We start from the raw sequence: 18,689 nt of genomic DNA, 5'->3' as shown, positions 1-18,689 counted from the left end.
CACATTGCCGCCGAATGCCAATCTGAGCGCCAATCTGGGCGACAGTCCGGCGCCCCTGTACGCCCGCGTCAAACAGATGATCACCCAGCAGATCGACAGTGGAAACTGGCCACCGCACTACCGCGTTCCGTCGGAAAGCGAGTTGGTCAATCAGCTGGGTTTCAGCCGCATGACCATCAATCGTGCCCTGCGCGAGATGACCGCCGACGGCTTGCTGGTGCGTATGCAGGGTGTCGGTACGTTTGTCGCCGAACCGAAAAGCCAGTCTGCCTTGTTTGAGGTGCACAACATCGCCGACGAGATCGCCTCCCGTGGCCATCGTCACACCTGCAAGGTGATCACCCTCGAAGAAGAGGCCGCCGGTTCCGAGCGGGCCCTGGCCCTGGACATGCGCGAAGGCCAGAAGGTGTTCCACTCGCTGATCGTGCATTTCGAAAACGATATTCCGGTGCAAATCGAAGACCGTTTCGTCAACGCGCTGGTGGCGCCGGACTACCTCAAGCAAGACTTCACCGTACAAACGCCATATGCCTATTTGAATCAGGTCGCGCCGTTGACCGAAGGCGAGCATGTGGTCGAAGCGATTCTCGCCGAGCCGTCCGAGTGCAAGTTACTGCAGATTGAAAAGGGCGAACCGTGCCTGCTGATTCGCCGCCGCACCTGGTCCGGCCGTCAGCCAGTGACCGCCGCCCGTTTGATCCACCCCGGTTCCCGTCATCGTCTGGAAGGACGGTTTCATAAATAAAGAGCCATAAATAATAAAGAGACATAAATGGGTCAGTTGAAGGTTTTACGCGCGGCCGATTACCCGCGCATGCCGTGGAAAAACGGCGGCGGTAGCACCGAGGAAATCACCCGCGATAGCGGTGTGGGCCTTGATGGTTTTGGCTGGCGCCTGTCGATTGCCGACATCGGCGAGTCGGGCGGGTTTTCTACCTTTGCCGGCTATGAGCGAGTGATCACCGTGCTGCAAGGCGAGGGCATGACCTTGCGTGTCGACGGTCAGAACACGCGGGCATTGTTACCGCTGGACCCCTTCGCTTTCAGTGGTGAGAGTCATGTGTCCTGCGCATTGCTCGGCGGGCCGATTCGCGATTTCAACCTGATTTATGCGCCGGACCGTTACCGCGCGCGGTTGCAGTGGCTGGAGGGCGAGCAGCGGTTTTTCAGCTCGGCCGGCACCGTGCTGGTGTTCAGTGTCACCGACGAGCTTGAAGTGAAGGTGGGTAACGACACCAGCCAACTCGGCCGTCATGATTGCCTGCAACTGGATGGTAACGTCGGGCTGCTGGATATCTCTATCAAGGGTCAGTGTTGCGTGATCGAGCTGATCGCGCGCTGATCCAAAATCCTCAAAAGATCGCAGCCTTCGGCAGCTCCTACATTGATCATGTTCGCCGCAAATATCGCGGGTGGACATTGAATCTGCAGGAGCTGCCGAAGGCTGCGATCTTTTGCTTTTAAGCGTTCCCCATCGCGCACCACTTTGTTACCGAACGCCCCAGCGTGGCGCAAAACCACGCTCAAGTAACAGCCTTCGCCCCTTCCGCAAAATCCCCTCGAAAAATTTCATCTGCGCCAGAACCCTTGATCCAGGCGCTTTCCAGCCCTTCCAGAATTTTTCTTGAATGCTTATCCAGCAAGTTGGCCGCTTGATTGCATATGCTTGTATGTACAAGTAAAGACGTATGCGTATGAGTCGATCGAGACTCCTCGTAACGTCCACTGATTCGCTTGTGGCGCAACCATGCGCACAGGCTGGCTCGCCCACCGCCAGGGTTGGTTTGGATTTGATCGCTGAGGAGTCTTTTTCGTGACTGACAACACCCAGAAACCTACTAAATACCGCAATGTCGAAATCCGTGCTGCTCGCGGTAACAAGCTGACCGCCAAGAGCTGGCTGACTGAAGCGCCGCTGCGCATGCTGATGAACAACCTCGACCCGGAAGTTGCCGAGAACCCTAAAGAACTGGTGGTTTACGGTGGTATCGGTCGTGCGGCACGTAACTGGGAATGCTACGACAAGATCGTCGAAAGCCTGACCAACCTGAACGACGACGAGACCCTGCTGGTGCAATCCGGCAAACCGGTCGGCGTGTTCAAGACCCACAGCAACGCCCCGCGCGTGCTGATCGCCAACTCCAACCTGGTGCCACACTGGGCGAGCTGGGAACACTTCAACGAACTCGACGCCAAAGGCCTGGCCATGTACGGCCAGATGACCGCTGGCAGCTGGATCTACATCGGCAGCCAGGGCATCGTTCAGGGCACCTACGAAACCTTCGTCGAAGCCGGTCGCCAACACTACAACGATGACCTTAAAGGTCGTTGGGTCCTGACCGCAGGCCTCGGCGGCATGGGCGGTGCTCAGCCTCTGGCCGCAACCCTGGCCGGCGCTTGCTCGCTGAACATCGAATGCCAGCAGGTCAGTATCGATTTCCGTCTGAAAAGCCGCTACGTCGATGAGCAAGCCACCGACCTCGACGACGCCCTGGCCCGCATCGCCAAATACACCAAGGAAGGCAAAGCGATTTCCATCGCCCTGCTGGGTAACGCGGCTGAAATCCTTCCTGAACTGGTCAAGCGCGGCGTGCGCCCGGACATGGTCACCGACCAGACCAGCGCCCACGACCCGCTCAACGGCTACCTGCCAGCCGGCTGGACCTGGGAAGAGTACCGCGCTCGCGCCAAGACCGAACCCGCCGCAGTGATCAAAGCTGCCAAGCAATCGATGGCTGTGCACGTCAAGGCGATGTTGGACTTCCAGAAAATGGGTGTACCGACTTTCGACTACGGCAACAACATCCGTCAGATGGCCCAGGAAGAGGGCGTGGAAAACGCATTCGACTTCCCAGGCTTCGTACCGGCTTACATCCGTCCGCTGTTCTGCCGTGGCATCGGCCCGTTCCGTTGGGCTGCACTGTCGGGCGATCCGCAAGACATCTACAAAACCGACGCCAAGGTCAAAGAACTGATCCCGGACGACGCCCACCTGCACAACTGGCTGGACATGGCCCGTGAGCGCATCAGCTTCCAGGGTCTGCCGGCACGTATCTGCTGGGTTGGCCTGGGCCTGCGCGCCAAGCTGGGTCTGGCGTTCAACGAAATGGTGCGCAGCGGTGAATTGTCCGCGCCAATCGTGATCGGTCGCGATCACCTGGACTCAGGCTCTGTTGCCAGCCCGAACCGCGAAACCGAATCGATGCAGGACGGTTCCGACGCCGTGTCCGACTGGCCACTGCTCAACGCCTTGCTCAATACCGCGAGCGGCGCGACCTGGGTTTCCCTGCACCACGGCGGCGGCGTCGGCATGGGCTTCTCCCAGCACTCGGGCATGGTGATTGTCTGCGACGGTACGGATGAAGCGGCCGAGCGTATCGCTCGCGTGCTGCACAACGACCCGGCGACTGGCGTTATGCGTCACGCCGATGCCGGTTACCAGATCGCGATCGACTGTGCCAAGGAGCAGGGACTGAACCTGCCGATGATTACCGGCAAATAAAACAGGCTTTGGCCTGATGCAAAACCTGTAGGAGCGAGGCTTGCCCGCGAACCGCGGTGTGTCAGAAAAGACGCCTTCGCGGGCAAGCCTCACTCCTACGGGGATCACCAACACCGACAAACAATCCACAGAGGTTGAACAATGGCTGTTAATGACGATCGTGCAGGCAGTAAACCGTTGATCGAGAAACGTTCGATCGACTACATCCCGGAAGCGGAGAGACACGGTCGTCTGTTGAGCCAGTTCACCCTGTGGATGGGTGCCAACCTGCAAATCACCGCGATTGTCACCGGGGCCCTGGCCGTGGTGCTGGGCGGTGACGTGTTCTGGTCGTTGATCGGTCTGTTGATCGGTCAACTGCTGGGCGGTGGCGTAATGGCGCTGCATGCGGCGCAAGGGCCCAAGCTTGGCCTGCCGCAGATGATCTCCAGCCGGGTGCAGTTCGGTGTTTATGGCGCGGCCATCCCGATCGTGCTGGTGTGCCTGATGTACCTGGGCTTCACCGCAACGGGCACCGTGCTTTCCGGCCAGGCGCTGGGCCAGTTGTTTGGCGTCAGCGACAGCGTCGGTATCCTCATCTTCGCCAGCGTCATCGTGCTGGTCACGGTGCTCGGTTATCGGGTGATCCATTGGATCGGCCGTGTTGCCAGTGTCATTGGCGTGATTGCCTTTGTTTATCTGTTCAGCCGTCTGATGAGCCAGGTTGACGTTGGCGCACTGTTGCAAATCCGCCACTTCAGCTGGAGCAGTTTCTTGCTCGCGGTGTCGCTCGCGGCGTCCTGGCAGATCGCCTTCGGCCCCTACGTGGCTGACTATTCACGCTACCTGCCGAGCAAGACTTCCTCGGTGAAGACCTTTTTCGCCGCAGGCGCGGGTTCGGTCATTGGCGCACAGGTGGCGATGATCCTCGGCGTGCTTGCGGCCGCCTCGGCCAACGGGCAGTTCGCCGGCCACGAAGTGGCCTACATCGTGGGTCTGGGCGGTACCGGTGCCACCGCTGCGCTGCTGTACTTCAGCATCGCGTTCGGCAAGGTCACCATCTCCACGCTGAACTCCTACGGCAGCTTCATGTGCATTGCGACCGTCATCAGCGGTTTCCGTGGTGACCTGCGGGTAACGCGCTTGCAGCGTCTGGTCTTCGTGCTGGTCATCGTCGGTGCTGCGACCCTGATGGCGTTGCTCGGTCAACACTCGTTCCTCGGTGCGTTCAAGTCCTTCATCCTGTTTTTGCTGGCGTTCTTTACACCATGGAGCGCGATCAACCTGGTGGACTACTACTGCATCACTCGCGAGCGCTATGACGTGCCGGCACTGGCCGATCCAAACGGTCGCTACGGCCGCTGGAACCCCCTCGGTATCAGCGTTTATGTCTTCGGTGTGCTGGTGCAACTGCCGTTCATCTCTACCAAGTTCTACACCGGTCCGCTGGTGGACGCTCTGGGTGGTGTGGATATTTCCTGGATCATCGGTCTGGTGCTTCCCGCAGGCCTGTATTACGTGTGCGCGAAAAAATGGCACAGCGCAGTACCCGATCACCTGATTCTGCCAGTCGAGCAGGACAGCGATGCAGCACCTATAAAAAGCGGGGCCGGTCGCGCTGCGGCGCAGGCCTGACTGGACGTGAACAGGGCTGGATGCCTCTTGACTGCCGTAAGCCAACTCATGATTAGGAGCGTCACACAATGAAATCGAACAAGACCCTGCTGACCACATTGCTTTCCATGGGCCTGTTGGCCAGTGCCGGCGCCACTCAGGCGGCGGGCTGGTGCGAATCGGGCAAACCGGTGAAATTCGCCGGCCTGAACTGGGAAAGCGCCATGCTGCTGACCGACGTGCTGCAAGTCGTGCTGGAGAAAGGCTACGACTGCAAGACCGACAGCCTGCCAGGCAACTCCATCACCATGGAAAACGCCCTGAGCAGCAACGACATTCAAGTGTTTGCCGAAGAGTGGGTCGGCCGCAGCGAGGTCTGGAACAAGGCTGAGAAGGCCGGCAAGGTAGTCGGTGTCGGCGCGCCGGTAGTGGGTGCCGTCGAAGGCTGGTACGTACCGCGTTATGTGATCGAAGGCGATGCCAAGCGCAAGCTTGAGCCGAAAGCCCCGGACCTGAAAAACATTGCTGATCTGGGCAAGTATTCCGCGGTGTTCAAGGACGCCGAAGAGCCATCCAAGGGCCGTTTCTATAACTGCCCGGCCGGCTGGACCTGCGAGCTGGACAACAGCGAAATGCTGAAAAGCTACGGCCTGGAAAGCACCTACACCAACTTCCGCCCAGGCACCGGCCCGGCGCTGGATGCGGCCGTGCTGTCGAGCTACAAGCGTGGCGAGCCGATCCTGTTCTACTACTGGTCGCCAACCCCGCTGATGGGCCAGATCGACGTGGTGAAACTCGAAGAGAAACCAGGCGTGAACAAGACCGTGGATATCAAGGTCGGCCTGTCCAAGACTTTCCACGAGCAAGCCCCGGAACTGGTGGCCGTGCTGGAAAAGGTCAACGTGCCAATCGACCTGCTGAACCAGAATCTTGGGCGCATGACCAAAGAGCGGATCGAGTCGCCAAAACTGGCCAAGATCTTCTTGAAGGAACATCCTGAAGTCTGGCACGCATGGGTGAGTGAAGACGCAGCCAAAAAGATCGACGCGGCCTTGTAGGTCGAGTGTCTCCGACTGTCGGCAACGGCAGTCGGATGCTTGATCGCAACCCCTTGATTGAGAGTCTTTTTATGTTTCCCGAAAGCTTTACCTTTTCCATCGCCGACTGGGTCAACAGTTGGGTCGATTCGTTGGTCACCAACTACGGCGATGTGTTCCGGCACATCTCCGACACCCTGTTGTGGGCCATCGTCAATCTTGAAGGGCTGCTGCGTTCGGCGCCCTGGTGGCTGATGCTGGCGATCGTGGCGGGCGTTGCCTGGCACGCGACCCGCAAAGTCGTGACCACGTCGGTCATCGTCGGTCTGCTGTTCCTGGTGGGGGCGGTCGGCCTCTGGGACAAGCTGATGCAGACCCTGGCGCTGATGATGGTGGCTACCGTCATCTCGGTGCTGATCGGCATTCCGTTGGGCATCCTCTCGGCGCGCAGCAATCGCCTGCGTTCAGTGCTGATGCCGTTGCTGGACATCATGCAGACCATGCCGAGTTTCGTGTACCTGATCCCGGTGCTGATGCTGTTCGGTCTGGGCAAGGTTCCGGCGATTTTCGCGACCGTGATCTACGCCGCGCCACCGCTGATCCGTCTGACCGATCTGGGTATTCGCCAGGTCGACGGTGAAGTGATGGAAGCGATCAACGCCTTCGGCGCCAACCGCTGGCAGCAACTGTTTGGCGTGCAACTGCCGCTGGCCCTGCCGAGCATCATGGCCGGGATCAACCAGACCACCATGATGGCGCTGTCGATGGTGGTGATCGCCTCGATGATCGGTGCCCGTGGCCTGGGTGAAGACGTGTTGGTGGGGATTCAGACCCTCAACGTCGGACGCGGCCTTGAAGCCGGTCTGGCGATCGTGATTCTGGCAGTGGTCATCGACCGCATTACTCAGGCGTATGGTCGGCCACGGCATGAGGTGAGCAAATGAGCAACGCAGCCATCAGCAAGATCGAAGTCAAAAACGTCTTCAAGATTTTCGGCAGCCGTTCCAAGGATGCGCTGGGCATGATTGGCCAGGGCAAGACCAAAGACCAGGTGTTGGCCGAAACCGGCTGCGTGGTCGGTGTGAACGACCTGTCGCTGAGCATCGCCACCGGCGAGATCTTCGTGATCATGGGCCTGTCCGGCTCCGGCAAGTCGACCCTGGTGCGCCACTTCAATCGCCTGATCGACCCCACCAGCGGCGCGATTCTGGTGGACGGCGTGGACATCCTGCAATACGACATGGAAGCCCTGCGCGAATTTCGCCGGCACAAGATCAGCATGGTGTTCCAGAGCTTCGGCCTGCTGCCGCACAAGACCGTGCTGGATAACGTCGCCTACGGCCTGAAAGTGCGTGGCGAGAGCAAGCAAGTGTGCGCTGAGCGCGCGCTGCACTGGATCAACACCGTGGGCCTCAAGGGCTACGAAAACAAATACCCGCATCAGCTTTCCGGCGGTATGCGCCAGCGTGTAGGCCTGGCCCGCGCCCTGGCGGCGGACACCGACATCATCCTGATGGACGAAGCCTTCAGCGCCCTCGACCCGCTGATCCGCGCCGAGATGCAGGACCAGTTGCTGGAACTGCAAAAGACCCTGCACAAGACCATCGTCTTCATCACCCACGACCTCGACGAGGCGGTGCGCATCGGCAACCGCATCGCGATCCTCAAGGATGGCCGCCTGATTCAGGTCGGCACGCCGAGAGAGATCCTGCATTCGCCGGCGGATGAGTATGTTGACCGGTTCGTGCAGCGGCGGGCTGCGGTGGTTTGAGAAATTTGCGGTGACGTTGCCGGCCTCATCGCGAGCAGGCTCGCTCCCACAGGGGGCGCATTCCAATGTGGGAGCGAGCCTGCTCGCGATAGCGTCGGTAAAGCAGCATCAATATTCAGGTTGTACGCACGAGGTTCATGATGTCCCAGGCTGAAAAAATCGTTATCGCCGACGCCCCGTTGCGCTGGCAGGATGTGGTCGCCGTCGCCCGCCATGGCGCACAGCTTGAGCTGTCACCGCAGGTCTGGGCGCGGATCGAGAATGCCCAGGCGATCGTCCAGCGCATTGTCGCCAGCGGCGAGCGTGCCTATGGCGTCAACACCGGCCTGGGCGCCTTGTGCAACGTCTCGCTCCAGGACGAACAACTCAGCCAATTGTCGCGCAATACCTTGCTCAGTCACGCCTGTGGCGTTGGCGCGCCACTGGCCGACGAACAGACCCGCGCAATCATCTGCGCCGCTATTCGCAACTATAGCCACGGCAAATCCGGCATTCATCGCCGCGTGGTCGAAGCCCTGCTGGCGCTACTCAATCGCGGCATCACCCCGCAAGTGCCGTCTCAGGGGTCGGTCGGTTACCTGACCCACATGGCCCACATCGGAATCACTCTGTTGGGTGTCGGCAATGTCAGCTATCGCGGGCAGATCGTTTCTGCGCAGCAAGCCTTGGCCGAAGAGGGGCTGCAACCGGTGCAACTGGGCGCTAAAGATGGCTTGTGCCTGGTCAACGGCACGCCATGCATGACCGGCCTCAGCTGCCTGGCGCTCGCAGATGCAACCCGACTCGTGCAGTGGGCCGACGTGGTCGGTGCCATGAGCTTCGAAGCCCAGCGCGGCCAGATCGCGGCATTCGACGCCGAGATCATCGCGCTTAAACCCCATCCGGGCATGCAGCAGGTGGGAATCAACCTTCGTGCCTTGCTCGATGGCAGCGAAGTGATCGCCAGCAGCAAGGGTATTCGCACTCAGGATGCGTTGAGCATCCGCTCGATCCCGCAAGTTCACGGTGCGGCTCGCGATCAGCTTGAGCACGCGAAAAAGCAGATCGAAACCGAACTCAACGCTGTCACCGACAACCCGATGCTGCTGGGCACGCCGGACAACTACCGCGTCGTGTCCCAGGCCAACCCCCACGGCCAATCGGTTGCGTTGGCCGCTGACTTGCTCGCCATCGCCATGGCAGAAATCGGTTCCATCGCCGAGCGTCGCCTGGATCGTTTGATCAACCCGCACGTCAGCGGTCTGCCGGCGTTTCTGGTGGCCAACCCCGGGGTGAATTCCGGGATGATGATCGTCCAGTACGTCGCCGCATCCCTGTGTGCGGAAAACCGTCAATTGGCGCAACCGGCGGTGCTCGACAACTACGTCACCTCGGGCTTGCAGGAAGACCACTTGAGCATGGGCACCAACGCGGCGCTGAAGCTGCATCGCGCATTGGAAAACTGCACGCAGATTCTCGCGATTGAATATTTGCTGGCATCCCAGGCTTTTGAATTCCTCAAAGAGCAACGCTTTGGCGCGGGCACCGATGCCGCATGGCGTCTGCTGCGTGAGCGGGTTCCGGCCTACGACCAGGACCGCTGGCTGGCACCGGACATTGCTGCCGCTGCCGGTGTTTTGAAAGACCCGATTTTGTTGCACAAGGCTTTTCCAGAACTGAACTGATTTCTACAAACACCAGCGTGCCAAGGCGCGACTTCCCCAAAAGGGTTGACGCGACGGACAACGGACATTTCCGGAGCGACTGGTGAGTTAACAACAAACTCTCAAAAGGAGCACAAAATGACTGCGCTTAACCTGATTCCCGGCCAACTGAGCCTTGCCCAACTGCGTGATGTTTATCAGCAACCGGTCAAAATCACCCTCGACAACAGCGCCTCGAGCCAGATCGAAGCCAGCGTTGCCTGCGTGGAACAGATCCTCGCCGAGAACCGCACGGCTTACGGCATCAACACCGGTTTCGGCCTGCTGGCTTCGACCCGTATCGCCAGCGAAGACCTGGAAAACCTGCAGCGCTCGCTCGTTCTGTCCCACGCCGCCGGTGTCGGCGAGCCGATCAGCGACGCGCTGGTTCGACTGGTCATGGTGCTCAAGGTCAACAGCCTGAGCCGTGGTTTCTCCGGCATTCGTCGCGTGGTGATCGATGCACTGATCGCCCTGATCAACGCCGAGGTTTACCCGCACATTCCATTGAAAGGTTCGGTGGGTGCATCCGGTGACCTGGCGCCTCTGGCCCATATGTCCCTGGTGCTGCTGGGCGAAGGTAAAGCTCGCTACAAAGGCGAGTGGATGCAAGCAACCGAAGCGCTGAAAATCGCCGGTCTGACCCCGTTGACCCTGGCTGCCAAAGAAGGTCTGGCGCTGCTCAACGGCACTCAGGTTTCTACCGCTTATGCATTGCGCGGTTTGTTCGAAGGCGAAGACCTGTTTGCTGGTGCCCTGGCCATTGGTGGTATGACTGTTGAAGCCGTACTGGGCTCGCGCTCGCCATTCGACGCGCGGATCCACGCCGCGCGCGGTCAGAAAGGCCAGATCGACGCCGCTGCCGCTTACCGCGATCTGCTGGGCGAGCGTAGCGAAGTGTCCGACTCGCACCAGAACTGCGAAAAGGTCCAGGACCCGTACTCCCTGCGCTGCCAGCCGCAAGTCATGGGCGCCTGCCTGACCCAGTTCCGTCAGGCCGCCGAAGTACTCGCGATCGAAGCCAACGCTGTCTCCGACAACCCGCTGGTGTTCGCCGCTGAAGGTGACGTGATCTCCGGCGGTAACTTCCACGCCGAACCGGTGGCCATGGCCGCCGACAACATGGCCCTGGCCATCGCCGAAATCGGTTCCCTGAGCGAGCGCCGCATCTCGCTGATGATGGACAAACACATGTCGCAACTGCCGCCGTTCCTGGTGGCCAATGGCGGCGTGAACTCCGGCTTCATGATCGCTCAAGTGACCGCGGCGGCCCTGGCCAGCGAGAACAAGGCGCTGTCTCATCCGCACTCGGTGGACAGTCTGCCGACGTCGGCCAACCAGGAAGACCATGTTTCCATGGCTCCGGCGGCGGGCAAGCGTCTGTGGGAAATGGCCGAGAACACGCGTGGGGTTCTGGCGGTTGAATGGTTGGCGGCGGCTCAGGGCCTGGACCTGCGTGAAGGCCTGAAAACCTCGGCCAAACTGGAAAAGGCTCGCGCCATCCTGCGCGCTGAAGTGCCGTTTTATGAGAAGGACCGGTTCTTTGCACCGGACATCAACGCGGCAAGTGAGCTGTTGGCCACGCGTTGCCTGAATGAGCTGGTTACGGCGAAGTTGCTGCCTAGCCTGTAATGGCCTCTTCGCGAGCAAGCCCGCTCCCACAGTGGATCTCCAGTGTTCACACAACCCCTGTGGGAGCGAGCCTGCTCGCGATACGATTTTGAGTCGAATAAGAATAATTAAGGACGAGAAATGCAACAGCCAGCAAAAGGTTTGAAACGCGGGCTCTCTGCCCGACATATTCGCTTCATGGCGCTGGGGTCGGCGATCGGCACCGGGCTTTTTTACGGTTCTGCCTCGGCCATTCAAATGGCCGGCCCGGCGGTCCTGCTCGCTTATCTGATTGGTGGCGCGGCGGTGTTCATGGTCATGCGCGCCCTCGGCGAGATGGCGGTGCATAACCCGGTGGCCGGCTCATTCGGCCAGTACGCCAGCACCTATCTGGGGCCGATGGCGGGCTTCATCCTCGGTTGGACCTACGCGTTTGAAATGGTCATCGTCGGCATGGCCGACGTGACCGCGTTCGGTATTTACATGGGCTTCTGGTTTCCGGAAGTCGCCCGCTGGATCTGGGTGCTGGGCATCGTTTCGGTGGTCGGCGGCTTGAACCTGTGCAACGTCAAAGTCTTCGGTGAAATGGAGTTCTGGCTGTCGCTGCTCAAAGTGGCGGCCATCGTCGCGATGATCCTGGGTGGCTTCGGCATCATGCTGTTCGGCATCAGCACCGCGCCCGGCGCCCAGGCGACCGACATCAGTAATCTCTGGAGCCATGGCGGCTTCATGCCCAACGGCGTGGGCGGCCTGATCGCTTCGTTTGCGGTGGTGATGTTTGCGTTTGGCGGCATTGAAATCATCGGCGTGACGGCCGGTGAAGCCAAAGACCCGCAGCATGTGCTGCCCCGGGCGATCAATGCCGTACCGCTGCGTATTTTGCTGTTCTACGTGCTGACGATGCTGGTGCTGATGTCGATCTTTCCGTGGCAGCAGATCGGTAGCCAGGGCAGCCCGTTCGTGCAGATTTTCGACAACCTGGGTATCAGCTCGGCGGCGACCATCCTCAATATCGTGGTGATCTCGGCGGCGGTGTCGGCCATCAACAGTGACATCTTCGGCGCTGGCCGGATGATGTACGGGTTGGCTCAGCAAGGGCACGCACCCAAAGGCTTTGCCCGCTTGTCGCGCAATGGCGTGCCATGGATGACCGTGGTGGTCATGAGTGCCGCGCTGTTGCTGGGCGTGCTGCTGAACTACCTGATTCCGGAAAACGTCTTTCTGTTGATCGCCTCCATCGCCACCTTTGCGACGGTGTGGGTCTGGTTGATGATCTTGTTCACCCAAGTGGCCATGCGTCGTTCCATGAGCCGCGAACAGGTCGCCCAACTGAAATTCCCGGTGCCGTTCTGGCCCTATGCACCGATGGCGGCGATTGCCTTCATGCTGTTCATCTTTGGCGTGCTGGGCTATTTCCCGGACACCCAGGCGGCCCTGATCGTCGGTGTGGTCTGGATTGTATTGCTGGTGCTGGCCTACCTGACGTGGGTGAAACCGGCGGCGGGCAAGGCAGTACCGGTGGAGCGGGAACCTTCTTTTTCTCATCGATAACCTAACGGAGGCCACGGATGAAAACTCTCTGGCAACACTGCCACGTCGCAACCATGGCGCAAGGCGTCTACTCGATCATCGAGGATGCGGCCATCGTGACGTCAGGTGCGCACATTGAGTGGATTGGCCCGCGCGGCGAACTGCCGGCGGGCGAGTACCCGGCTGTCAACGATTTGAATGGGGCCTGGGTCACTCCGGGCCTGATCGATTGCCACACCCATACGGTGTTCGGCGGCAACCGCAGCGGCGAGTTCGAGCAACGTCTGCAAGGCGTCAGTTACGCGCAAATCGCAGCAAGCGGCGGTGGCATCGCCAGCACCGTGCGCGCCACCCGCGCCGCCAGCGAAGACGAGCTGTTTGCCAGTGCCGCCAAGCGTCTGAAGAGTCTGATGCGCGACGGCGTGACCACGGTCGAGATGAAGTCAGGCTACGGCCTGGACCTGGCCAGTGAACGCAAGATCCTGCGGGTCATCCGTCGTCTCGGCGTCGAGCTCCCGGTCAGCGTGCGCAGCACCTGCCTGGCCGCTCATGCCTTGCCACCGGAATACGCGGATCGGGCCGACGACTACATCGATCACATCTGCAGCGAAATGCTCCCGGCCCTGGCCGCCGAAGGGCTGGTGGATGCGGTGGATGCTTTCTGCGAATACCTGGCGTTTTCGCCGGCGCAGGTCGAGCGCGTGTTCATCACCGCACAGCAACTCGGCTTGCCGGTGAAGCTGCATGCCGAGCAATTGTCGTCGCTGCACGGTTCGAGTCTGGCGGCGCGCTACCACGCGCTGTCCGCCGATCATCTGGAATTCATGACCGAAGACGACGCCATCGCCATGGCCAAGTCCGGCACCGTCGCGGTGTTGCTGCCTGGCGCGTTCTACTTCCTGCGGGAAACCCAATTGCCGCCGATGGAAGCCTTGCGCAAACACGGCGTAAAAATTGCCATCGCCAGCGACCTCAACCCGGGCACTTCGCCGGCGTTGTCGTTGCGCCTGATGCTGAACATGGCCTGCACCTGTTTCCGCATGACCCCGGAAGAGGCCCTGGCTGGCGCGACGATTCACGCCGCCACCGCACTGGGCATGGCCGAGACTCACGGTTCGCTGGAAGCCGGCAAAGTCGCAGACTTCGTCGCCTGGCAGATTGATCGACCGGCCGACCTGTCGTACTGGCTGGGCGGCGACCTGGAAAAACGCGTCGTGCGTCACGGCGTCGAAACAAGCGTTTAGGAGAGCAGTTGTGGATAAGGTTCTGAACTTCAAACAAGGCCGTGTGCCGCTGCTGATCAGCATGCCCCACGCCGGCCTGCGCCTGACCCCGGCGGTCGAAGCCGGGTTGATTCCCGACGCGAAAAGCCTGCCGGACACCGACTGGCACATCCCAAGGCTTTACGAATTCGCCGCCGAGCTGGGCGCCAGCACCCTGGCGGCCGAGTACTCGCGGTTTGTCATCGATCTGAACCGGCCGTCCGACGACAAGCCGTTGTATGTCGGCGCCACCACCGGTCTGTATCCGGCGACGCTGTTCGACGGTATTCCGTTGTTCCGTGAGGGCATGGAGCCGTCCGCGGCGGAACGAGCGACTTATCTGGAGCAAATCTGGACGCCGTACCACCGCACCTTGCAGGAGGAGCTGGCACGATTGAAGGCTGAGTTCGGTTATGCGCTGCTGTTCGATGCGCACTCGATCCGCTCGATCATCCCGCACCTGTTCGACGGCAAATTGCCGGACTTCAACCTCGGCACCTTCAATGGCGCCAGTTGCGATCCACAGTTGGCCACTCAACTGGAAGCGATCTGCGCGAAGCACCTCGATTACAGCCATGTGCTGAACGGTCGCTTCAAGGGCGGGCACATCACCCGGCATTACGGCAACCCGGCCGAAAACATCCATGCCGTGCAACTGGAGTTGGGGCAGTGCACGTACATGGAAGAGTTCGAGCCGTTCCGTTATCGCCCGGACCTGGCGGCACCGACGCAGGTGGTGCTCAGGGAGTTGCTGCAAGGGTTGTTGGCGTGGGGCGAAAAGCACTACAGCGCATAACCCTGTGGGAGCGAGCCTGCTCGCGATGAGGTCATAACATTCAATATCTATGTTGACTGTTACACCGCAATCGCGAGCAGGCTCGCTCCCACGGTTCGGGGTTCTTCTCGATACCTTCCGGAACTGTCGCCACCGTGCAAAACACGGTCGCCACAGTTCGCTTTTACCCTCTCGACGCTGCGTAATGTTCGGGGCACGGTGCATGAAGACACCGACCCTCACAATAATCTGCCGCACGAGACTCTCCCGATGAAAAGACTGTTTACCCGCTGTCTCTCAATCCTCTGCGGCACTGCTCTTCTGAGCACCAGCGTCCTGGCCAGTGACGACCCATCCTGCAAAACCGTGCGCATGGGCGTGGTCAACTGGACCGACGTCATCGCCACCAGCGGCATGGCTGATGTGTTGCTCAACGGCCTCGGCTACGAAAGCAAGCAAACCAGCGCCGTGCAGCAAATCATCTTCGCCGGCATCCGCGACAAACGTCTCGATATCTTCCTCGGTTACTGGAAACCGGCGATGGACAAGAACATCGCCCCGTTCGTGACCGCCAATCAAGTGAAGGTCATGGACAAACCGAGCCTCTCGGATGCTCAGGCGACCCTTGCCGTGCCTGACTATGTTGCGGCGGCGGGCCTTAAAACCTTCGCCGACATCGCCAGATTCAAGGATCAGCTCGGCGGCAAGATCTACGGCATCGAGCCGGGCAGCGGCGCCAACACCACCATCAAAACCATGATCGAGACCAACCGCTTTGGCTTGAAGGACTTCAAGCTGATCGAGTCTGGTGAGGCCGGAATGCTCGCTGCCGTGCAACGGGCGGTCAATCACAAGGAGTTCGTGGTGTTCGTCGGCTGGACCCCGCATCCGATGAACATCAACATGCACATCGCCTACCTGACCGGCAGCGAAGACGTCTATGGCCCGAACGAAGGCGCGGCGACCGTTTCCACCGTGACCGCGCCGGACTATGCCGAGCGTTGCCCGAACGTGAACCGACTGCTGGAAAACCTGACCTTTACCGCGGCTCAGGAAAGCCAGTTGATGGTGCCGATCATGGAGCGCAAGACGCCGCAGGATGTCGCCAGGCAATGGCTGCGCGAGCATTCTGAAGATCTTCAGCGTTGGCTGGCGGGTGTCAGCAGTTTTGATGGGAAGGAGGGTGTGGCAACCGTTCAGGCCAGTTTGAAAAACTGACTGGTCGAGCGGGACCACCGTGGCGAGGAAGACGCAAGACCTGTGGGAGCGTGGCTTGCCCGCGAAGAACGATGACGCGTAATACCTGAAAAACCGCGGCGCATTCTTCGCGGGCAAGCCACGCTCCCACAGGTTCTGCGTCGTTCAGTTTTTTTGACTTCCTCTATTTGACTGGCTGCAGACACATGGCTTCTTATCCACTCTCTGAACAGATGGCGGCTTTCGTCGAGAAAACCCTCAGCTTCAACAGCACCGACAGCAGCCTCCCCGGTTTGCGTCTGGCCTACAGCGAGATGTGCCGGGCGTTTACCCCGCCGTGTCCCGCAGGGCTTGAGGTGATCGATCTCAAGTTGGCGGGCGTGGCGGTGCGCGCCTGGCAACCCTCGGTTCCACCGCCGACCAACGGTTGGCCGTGCATTGTGTATCTGCACGGCGGCGGTTGGGTGGTGGGGGATCTGGATTCCCACGCCTTTATCTGCGCCGAACTGGCGTCGGTGCTTGGCGCGTTGGTGATCGCCATTGATTATCGGCTGGCACCGGAGCACCCGTTTCCGGCGGCGTTCAAGGACTGCCTGAGTGTCTGGCGTGCGCTGCGCACAGGACCGTTTCAGCTTGATCCGGCGCGGACGCTGGTGGCAGGGGACAGCGCTGGCGGCAACCTCGCCGCTGCGTTGTGCCTCGCCTTGCGCGATGCCGGCGAGCCAATGCCCTGTGCGCAGGTTCTGATCTATCCGGGGCTGGGCGGCGATCACCGATTGCCGTCGCGCAGCGAATGCGCCGATGCGCCATTGCTCAGCAGCAGCGATCTGGATTGTTATCACGCGTTGTATTTAGGCGGAACCCGACAACCGGGTGCCTATGCGATGCCCTTGCTCGCCGACTATTTCAGCGGTCTGCCACCGGCGTTGATCGCCGTGGCGCAATTCGACCCGCTGCGCGATGACGGCGTGCTTTACGCCGAGCGACTCAACGCCGCAGGCGTAAGCGCAATGCTTTACTACGGCGAGGGGTTGGTTCACGGTTGTTTGCGGGCCCGGGGGCAGGTCGCCGAGGTCGACCGACTCTATGAAACCCTGCTCGGCTATTTGGCGCAGAAAACGGGCTGACAAACGCTGACGCTGCAAGGGGCATGCTCATTGAAGTCATTCGGGTTTATGATGCCGGACGGCAGAATAATAGAAGTCCCTACAGGGATGACATCGAACCCCTTACGGAGCGCGCAATGCAGACTTTGTACCCGCAGATCAAACCCCACGCCCGGCACGATCTGGCCGTCGATAAAACCCATACGCTGTATGTCGACGAGAGCGGTTCGCCGGAAGGTTTGCCGGTGGTGTTCATCCACGGCGGCCCCGGCGCCGGGTGTGATGCCCAGAGCCGCCGGTATTTCGATCCTAACCTGTATCGCATCGTCACCTTCGACCAGCGCGGTTGCGGTCGCTCCACGCCCCACGCCAGCCTGGAAAACAACACCACCTGGGATCTGGTCGCCGACCTCGAGCGGATTCGCAAGCACTTGGGCATCGACAAATGGGTGCTGTTCGGTGGCTCCTGGGGTTCGACCCTGGCCCTGGCCTATGCGCAAACCCACCCAGAGCGTGTGCACGGTTTGATTCTGCGCGGGATTTTTCTCTGCCGTCCTCAGGAAATCGAGTGGTTCTACCAGTGTGGCGCCAGCCGTCTGTTTCCCGATTACTGGCAGGACTACATTGCACCGATCCCGCAGGACGAGCGCGACGACTTGCTTTCGGCGTTCCACAAACGCCTGATCGGCAACGACCAGATCGCCCAGATGCACGCGGCCAAGGCCTGGTCCACCTGGGAAGGCCGCACCGCTACCTTGCGTCCGAATCCGCTGGTGGTCGACCGCTTCTCCGAACCTCAGCGTGCGTTGTCCATCGCCCGCATCGAATGCCACTACTTCACCAATAACGCTTTCCTCGAGCCGAACCAGCTGATTCGCGACATGGGCAAGATCGCCCATTTGCCCGGCGTGATTGTCCACGGCCGTTACGACGTGATTTGTCCACTGGACAACGCGTGGGAACTGCATCAGGCGTGGCCGAACAGTGAATTGCAGGTGATCCGCGATGCCGGCCATGCGGCATCCGAGCCGGGTATTACCGATGCATTGGTACGTGCCGCTGATCTGATGGCCCGTCGCCTGCTCGACCTGTCGCCCGACGAAGCATGAAGGGCCTGCTGCAACGCGTGCGTGGCGCGCGAGTCGAGGTCGCGGGTGAGGTGGTTGGCGCGATAGATCAGGGGTTGCTGGTGTTGGTGGCGGTCGAACCCGGGGACACTCGGGCCAGCGCCGACAAACTTCTGCATAAGCTGCTTAACTATCGAGTATTCAGTGACGCTGAAGGCAAGATGAATCTGTCCCTGGCGGATGTAGGCGGCGGGTTGCTGCTGGTCTCGCAGTTCACCCTGGCCGCCGACACCAGAAACGGGTTGCGCCCGAGTTTCTCGACCGCAGCCCCTCCGGCCTTGGGCGAGGAACTGTTCGACTATCTATCAGGCAAAGCGAAACAGGTGCATGGCACTGTGGCATCAGGTAGATTCGGCGCGGATATGCAGGTGCACCTGGTCAATGATGGCCCGGTAACCTTCCTGTTACAGACGTGAAAGCACTTGAAACGTCTTTTTTAGGGCATTTCGACTGAAAACGGGAGCTTTTCCCGATAAATACTTGGTTCCCCCTGATG

General features: G+C 60.4%; 16 protein-coding genes. All 16 read left to right on the top strand.

Annotated features, from left to right (window positions below):
- Positions 1-76 precede the first annotated feature (76 nt).
- The 16 genes from hutC to dtd all read left to right on the top strand — a co-directional run bounded on the left by hutC (position 77) and on the right by dtd (position 18,609).
- Positions 77-745, top strand: coding sequence for a histidine utilization repressor (gene hutC / locus KGB14_RS20360; protein WP_263294698.1), 669 nt, complete (start codon positions 77-79; stop codon positions 743-745).
- Between the two features lie 27 nt (positions 746-772).
- On the top strand, positions 773-1,342 hold the full coding sequence (locus KGB14_RS20355; RefSeq protein ID WP_223488500.1) for a HutD family protein: 570 nt from the start codon (positions 773-775) through the stop codon (positions 1,340-1,342).
- A gap of 471 nt (positions 1,343-1,813) precedes the next feature.
- A complete protein-coding gene (hutU, locus tag KGB14_RS20350) occupies positions 1,814-3,502 on the top strand; it encodes a urocanate hydratase (RefSeq protein WP_223488499.1) in 1,689 nt (562 codons plus the stop codon).
- 141 nt (positions 3,503-3,643) lie between these two features.
- Positions 3,644-5,116, top strand: coding sequence for a purine-cytosine permease family protein (locus KGB14_RS20345; protein WP_223488498.1), 1,473 nt, complete (start codon positions 3,644-3,646; stop codon positions 5,114-5,116).
- Positions 5,117-5,184: 68 nt separating this feature from the next.
- Positions 5,185-6,153 (top strand): ABC transporter substrate-binding protein, encoded by a 969-nt coding sequence (locus KGB14_RS20340; protein ID WP_223488497.1) that lies wholly within the window; start codon positions 5,185-5,187, stop codon positions 6,151-6,153.
- Between the two features lie 71 nt (positions 6,154-6,224).
- Positions 6,225-7,076: an ABC transporter permease gene (locus tag KGB14_RS20335; protein ID WP_223488496.1), complete on the top strand. Its 852-nt coding sequence runs from the start codon at positions 6,225-6,227 to the stop codon at positions 7,074-7,076.
- Entirely contained in the window at positions 7,073-7,903 is an 831-nt protein-coding gene (locus tag KGB14_RS20330; protein WP_223488495.1) for a glycine betaine/L-proline ABC transporter ATP-binding protein, read from the top strand. Before KGB14_RS20335 ends, KGB14_RS20330 begins: the two co-directional genes overlap by 4 nt.
- A 140-nt stretch (positions 7,904-8,043) precedes the next feature.
- Positions 8,044-9,567: a histidine ammonia-lyase gene (hutH, locus tag KGB14_RS20325; RefSeq protein ID WP_223488494.1), complete on the top strand. Its 1,524-nt coding sequence runs from the start codon at positions 8,044-8,046 to the stop codon at positions 9,565-9,567.
- Positions 9,568-9,684: 117 nt separating this feature from the next.
- Complete coding sequence (gene hutH, locus KGB14_RS20320) at positions 9,685-11,217, top strand: histidine ammonia-lyase (RefSeq protein ID WP_223488493.1); 1,533 nt, start codon at positions 9,685-9,687, stop codon at positions 11,215-11,217.
- Positions 11,218-11,337: 120 nt separating this feature from the next.
- Positions 11,338-12,747 (top strand): amino acid permease, encoded by a 1,410-nt coding sequence (locus KGB14_RS20315; protein ID WP_223488492.1) that lies wholly within the window; start codon positions 11,338-11,340, stop codon positions 12,745-12,747.
- 17 nt (positions 12,748-12,764) lie between these two features.
- Positions 12,765-13,970 carry an imidazolonepropionase gene (gene hutI / locus KGB14_RS20310; protein WP_223488491.1) on the top strand — a complete coding sequence of 402 codons (1,206 nt, stop codon included), beginning with the start codon at positions 12,765-12,767 and terminating at the stop codon, positions 13,968-13,970.
- A gap of 10 nt (positions 13,971-13,980) precedes the next feature.
- Positions 13,981-14,784, top strand: a complete 804-nt coding sequence (gene hutG / locus KGB14_RS20305; protein ID WP_223488490.1) for an N-formylglutamate deformylase — start codon at positions 13,981-13,983, stop codon at positions 14,782-14,784.
- A 249-nt stretch (positions 14,785-15,033) separates the two neighbouring features.
- Positions 15,034-15,981, top strand: a complete 948-nt coding sequence (locus KGB14_RS20300; protein WP_223488489.1) for a choline ABC transporter substrate-binding protein — start codon at positions 15,034-15,036, stop codon at positions 15,979-15,981.
- A gap of 185 nt (positions 15,982-16,166) precedes the next feature.
- Entirely contained in the window at positions 16,167-17,087 is a 921-nt protein-coding gene (locus tag KGB14_RS20295) for an alpha/beta hydrolase (protein ID WP_223488488.1), read from the top strand.
- A 116-nt stretch (positions 17,088-17,203) separates the two neighbouring features.
- Positions 17,204-18,175, top strand: coding sequence for a prolyl aminopeptidase (gene pip, locus KGB14_RS20290; RefSeq protein WP_223488487.1), 972 nt, complete (start codon positions 17,204-17,206; stop codon positions 18,173-18,175).
- A complete protein-coding gene (gene dtd, locus KGB14_RS20285; RefSeq protein WP_223488486.1) occupies positions 18,172-18,609 on the top strand; it encodes a D-aminoacyl-tRNA deacylase in 438 nt (145 codons plus the stop codon). Before pip ends, dtd begins: the two co-directional genes overlap by 4 nt.
- The last annotated feature ends 80 nt before the right edge of the window (positions 18,610-18,689 follow it).

Source organism: Pseudomonas sp. A-RE-19 (assembly GCF_019956555.1).
Lineage (GTDB): Bacteria > Pseudomonadota > Gammaproteobacteria > Pseudomonadales > Pseudomonadaceae > Aquipseudomonas.
This window is presented reverse-complemented; position numbering and strand designations above follow the sequence as displayed.

Bases quoted from the DNA above. Each gene is read 5' to 3' on its own strand.
- hutC (WP_263294698.1), top strand. From the start codon at position 77: ATGATCACCCAGCAGATCGACAGTGGAAACTGGCCACCGCACTACCGC.
- KGB14_RS20355 (WP_223488500.1), top strand. From the start codon at position 773: ATGGGTCAGTTGAAGGTTTTACGCGCGGCCGATTACCCGCGCATGCCG.
- KGB14_RS20345 (WP_223488498.1), top strand. From the start codon at position 3,644: ATGGCTGTTAATGACGATCGTGCAGGCAGTAAACCGTTGATCGAGAAA.
- KGB14_RS20340 (WP_223488497.1), top strand. From the start codon at position 5,185: ATGAAATCGAACAAGACCCTGCTGACCACATTGCTTTCCATGGGCCTG.
- KGB14_RS20335 (WP_223488496.1), top strand. From the start codon at position 6,225: ATGTTTCCCGAAAGCTTTACCTTTTCCATCGCCGACTGGGTCAACAGT.
- KGB14_RS20330 (WP_223488495.1), top strand. From the start codon at position 7,073: ATGAGCAACGCAGCCATCAGCAAGATCGAAGTCAAAAACGTCTTCAAG.
- hutH (WP_223488494.1), top strand. From the start codon at position 8,044: ATGTCCCAGGCTGAAAAAATCGTTATCGCCGACGCCCCGTTGCGCTGG.
- hutH (WP_223488493.1), top strand. From the start codon at position 9,685: ATGACTGCGCTTAACCTGATTCCCGGCCAACTGAGCCTTGCCCAACTG.
- KGB14_RS20315 (WP_223488492.1), top strand. From the start codon at position 11,338: ATGCAACAGCCAGCAAAAGGTTTGAAACGCGGGCTCTCTGCCCGACAT.
- hutI (WP_223488491.1), top strand. From the start codon at position 12,765: ATGAAAACTCTCTGGCAACACTGCCACGTCGCAACCATGGCGCAAGGC.
- KGB14_RS20300 (WP_223488489.1), top strand. From the start codon at position 15,034: ATGAAAAGACTGTTTACCCGCTGTCTCTCAATCCTCTGCGGCACTGCT.
- KGB14_RS20295 (WP_223488488.1), top strand. From the start codon at position 16,167: ATGGCTTCTTATCCACTCTCTGAACAGATGGCGGCTTTCGTCGAGAAA.
- pip (WP_223488487.1), top strand. From the start codon at position 17,204: ATGCAGACTTTGTACCCGCAGATCAAACCCCACGCCCGGCACGATCTG.
- dtd (WP_223488486.1), top strand. From the start codon at position 18,172: ATGAAGGGCCTGCTGCAACGCGTGCGTGGCGCGCGAGTCGAGGTCGCG.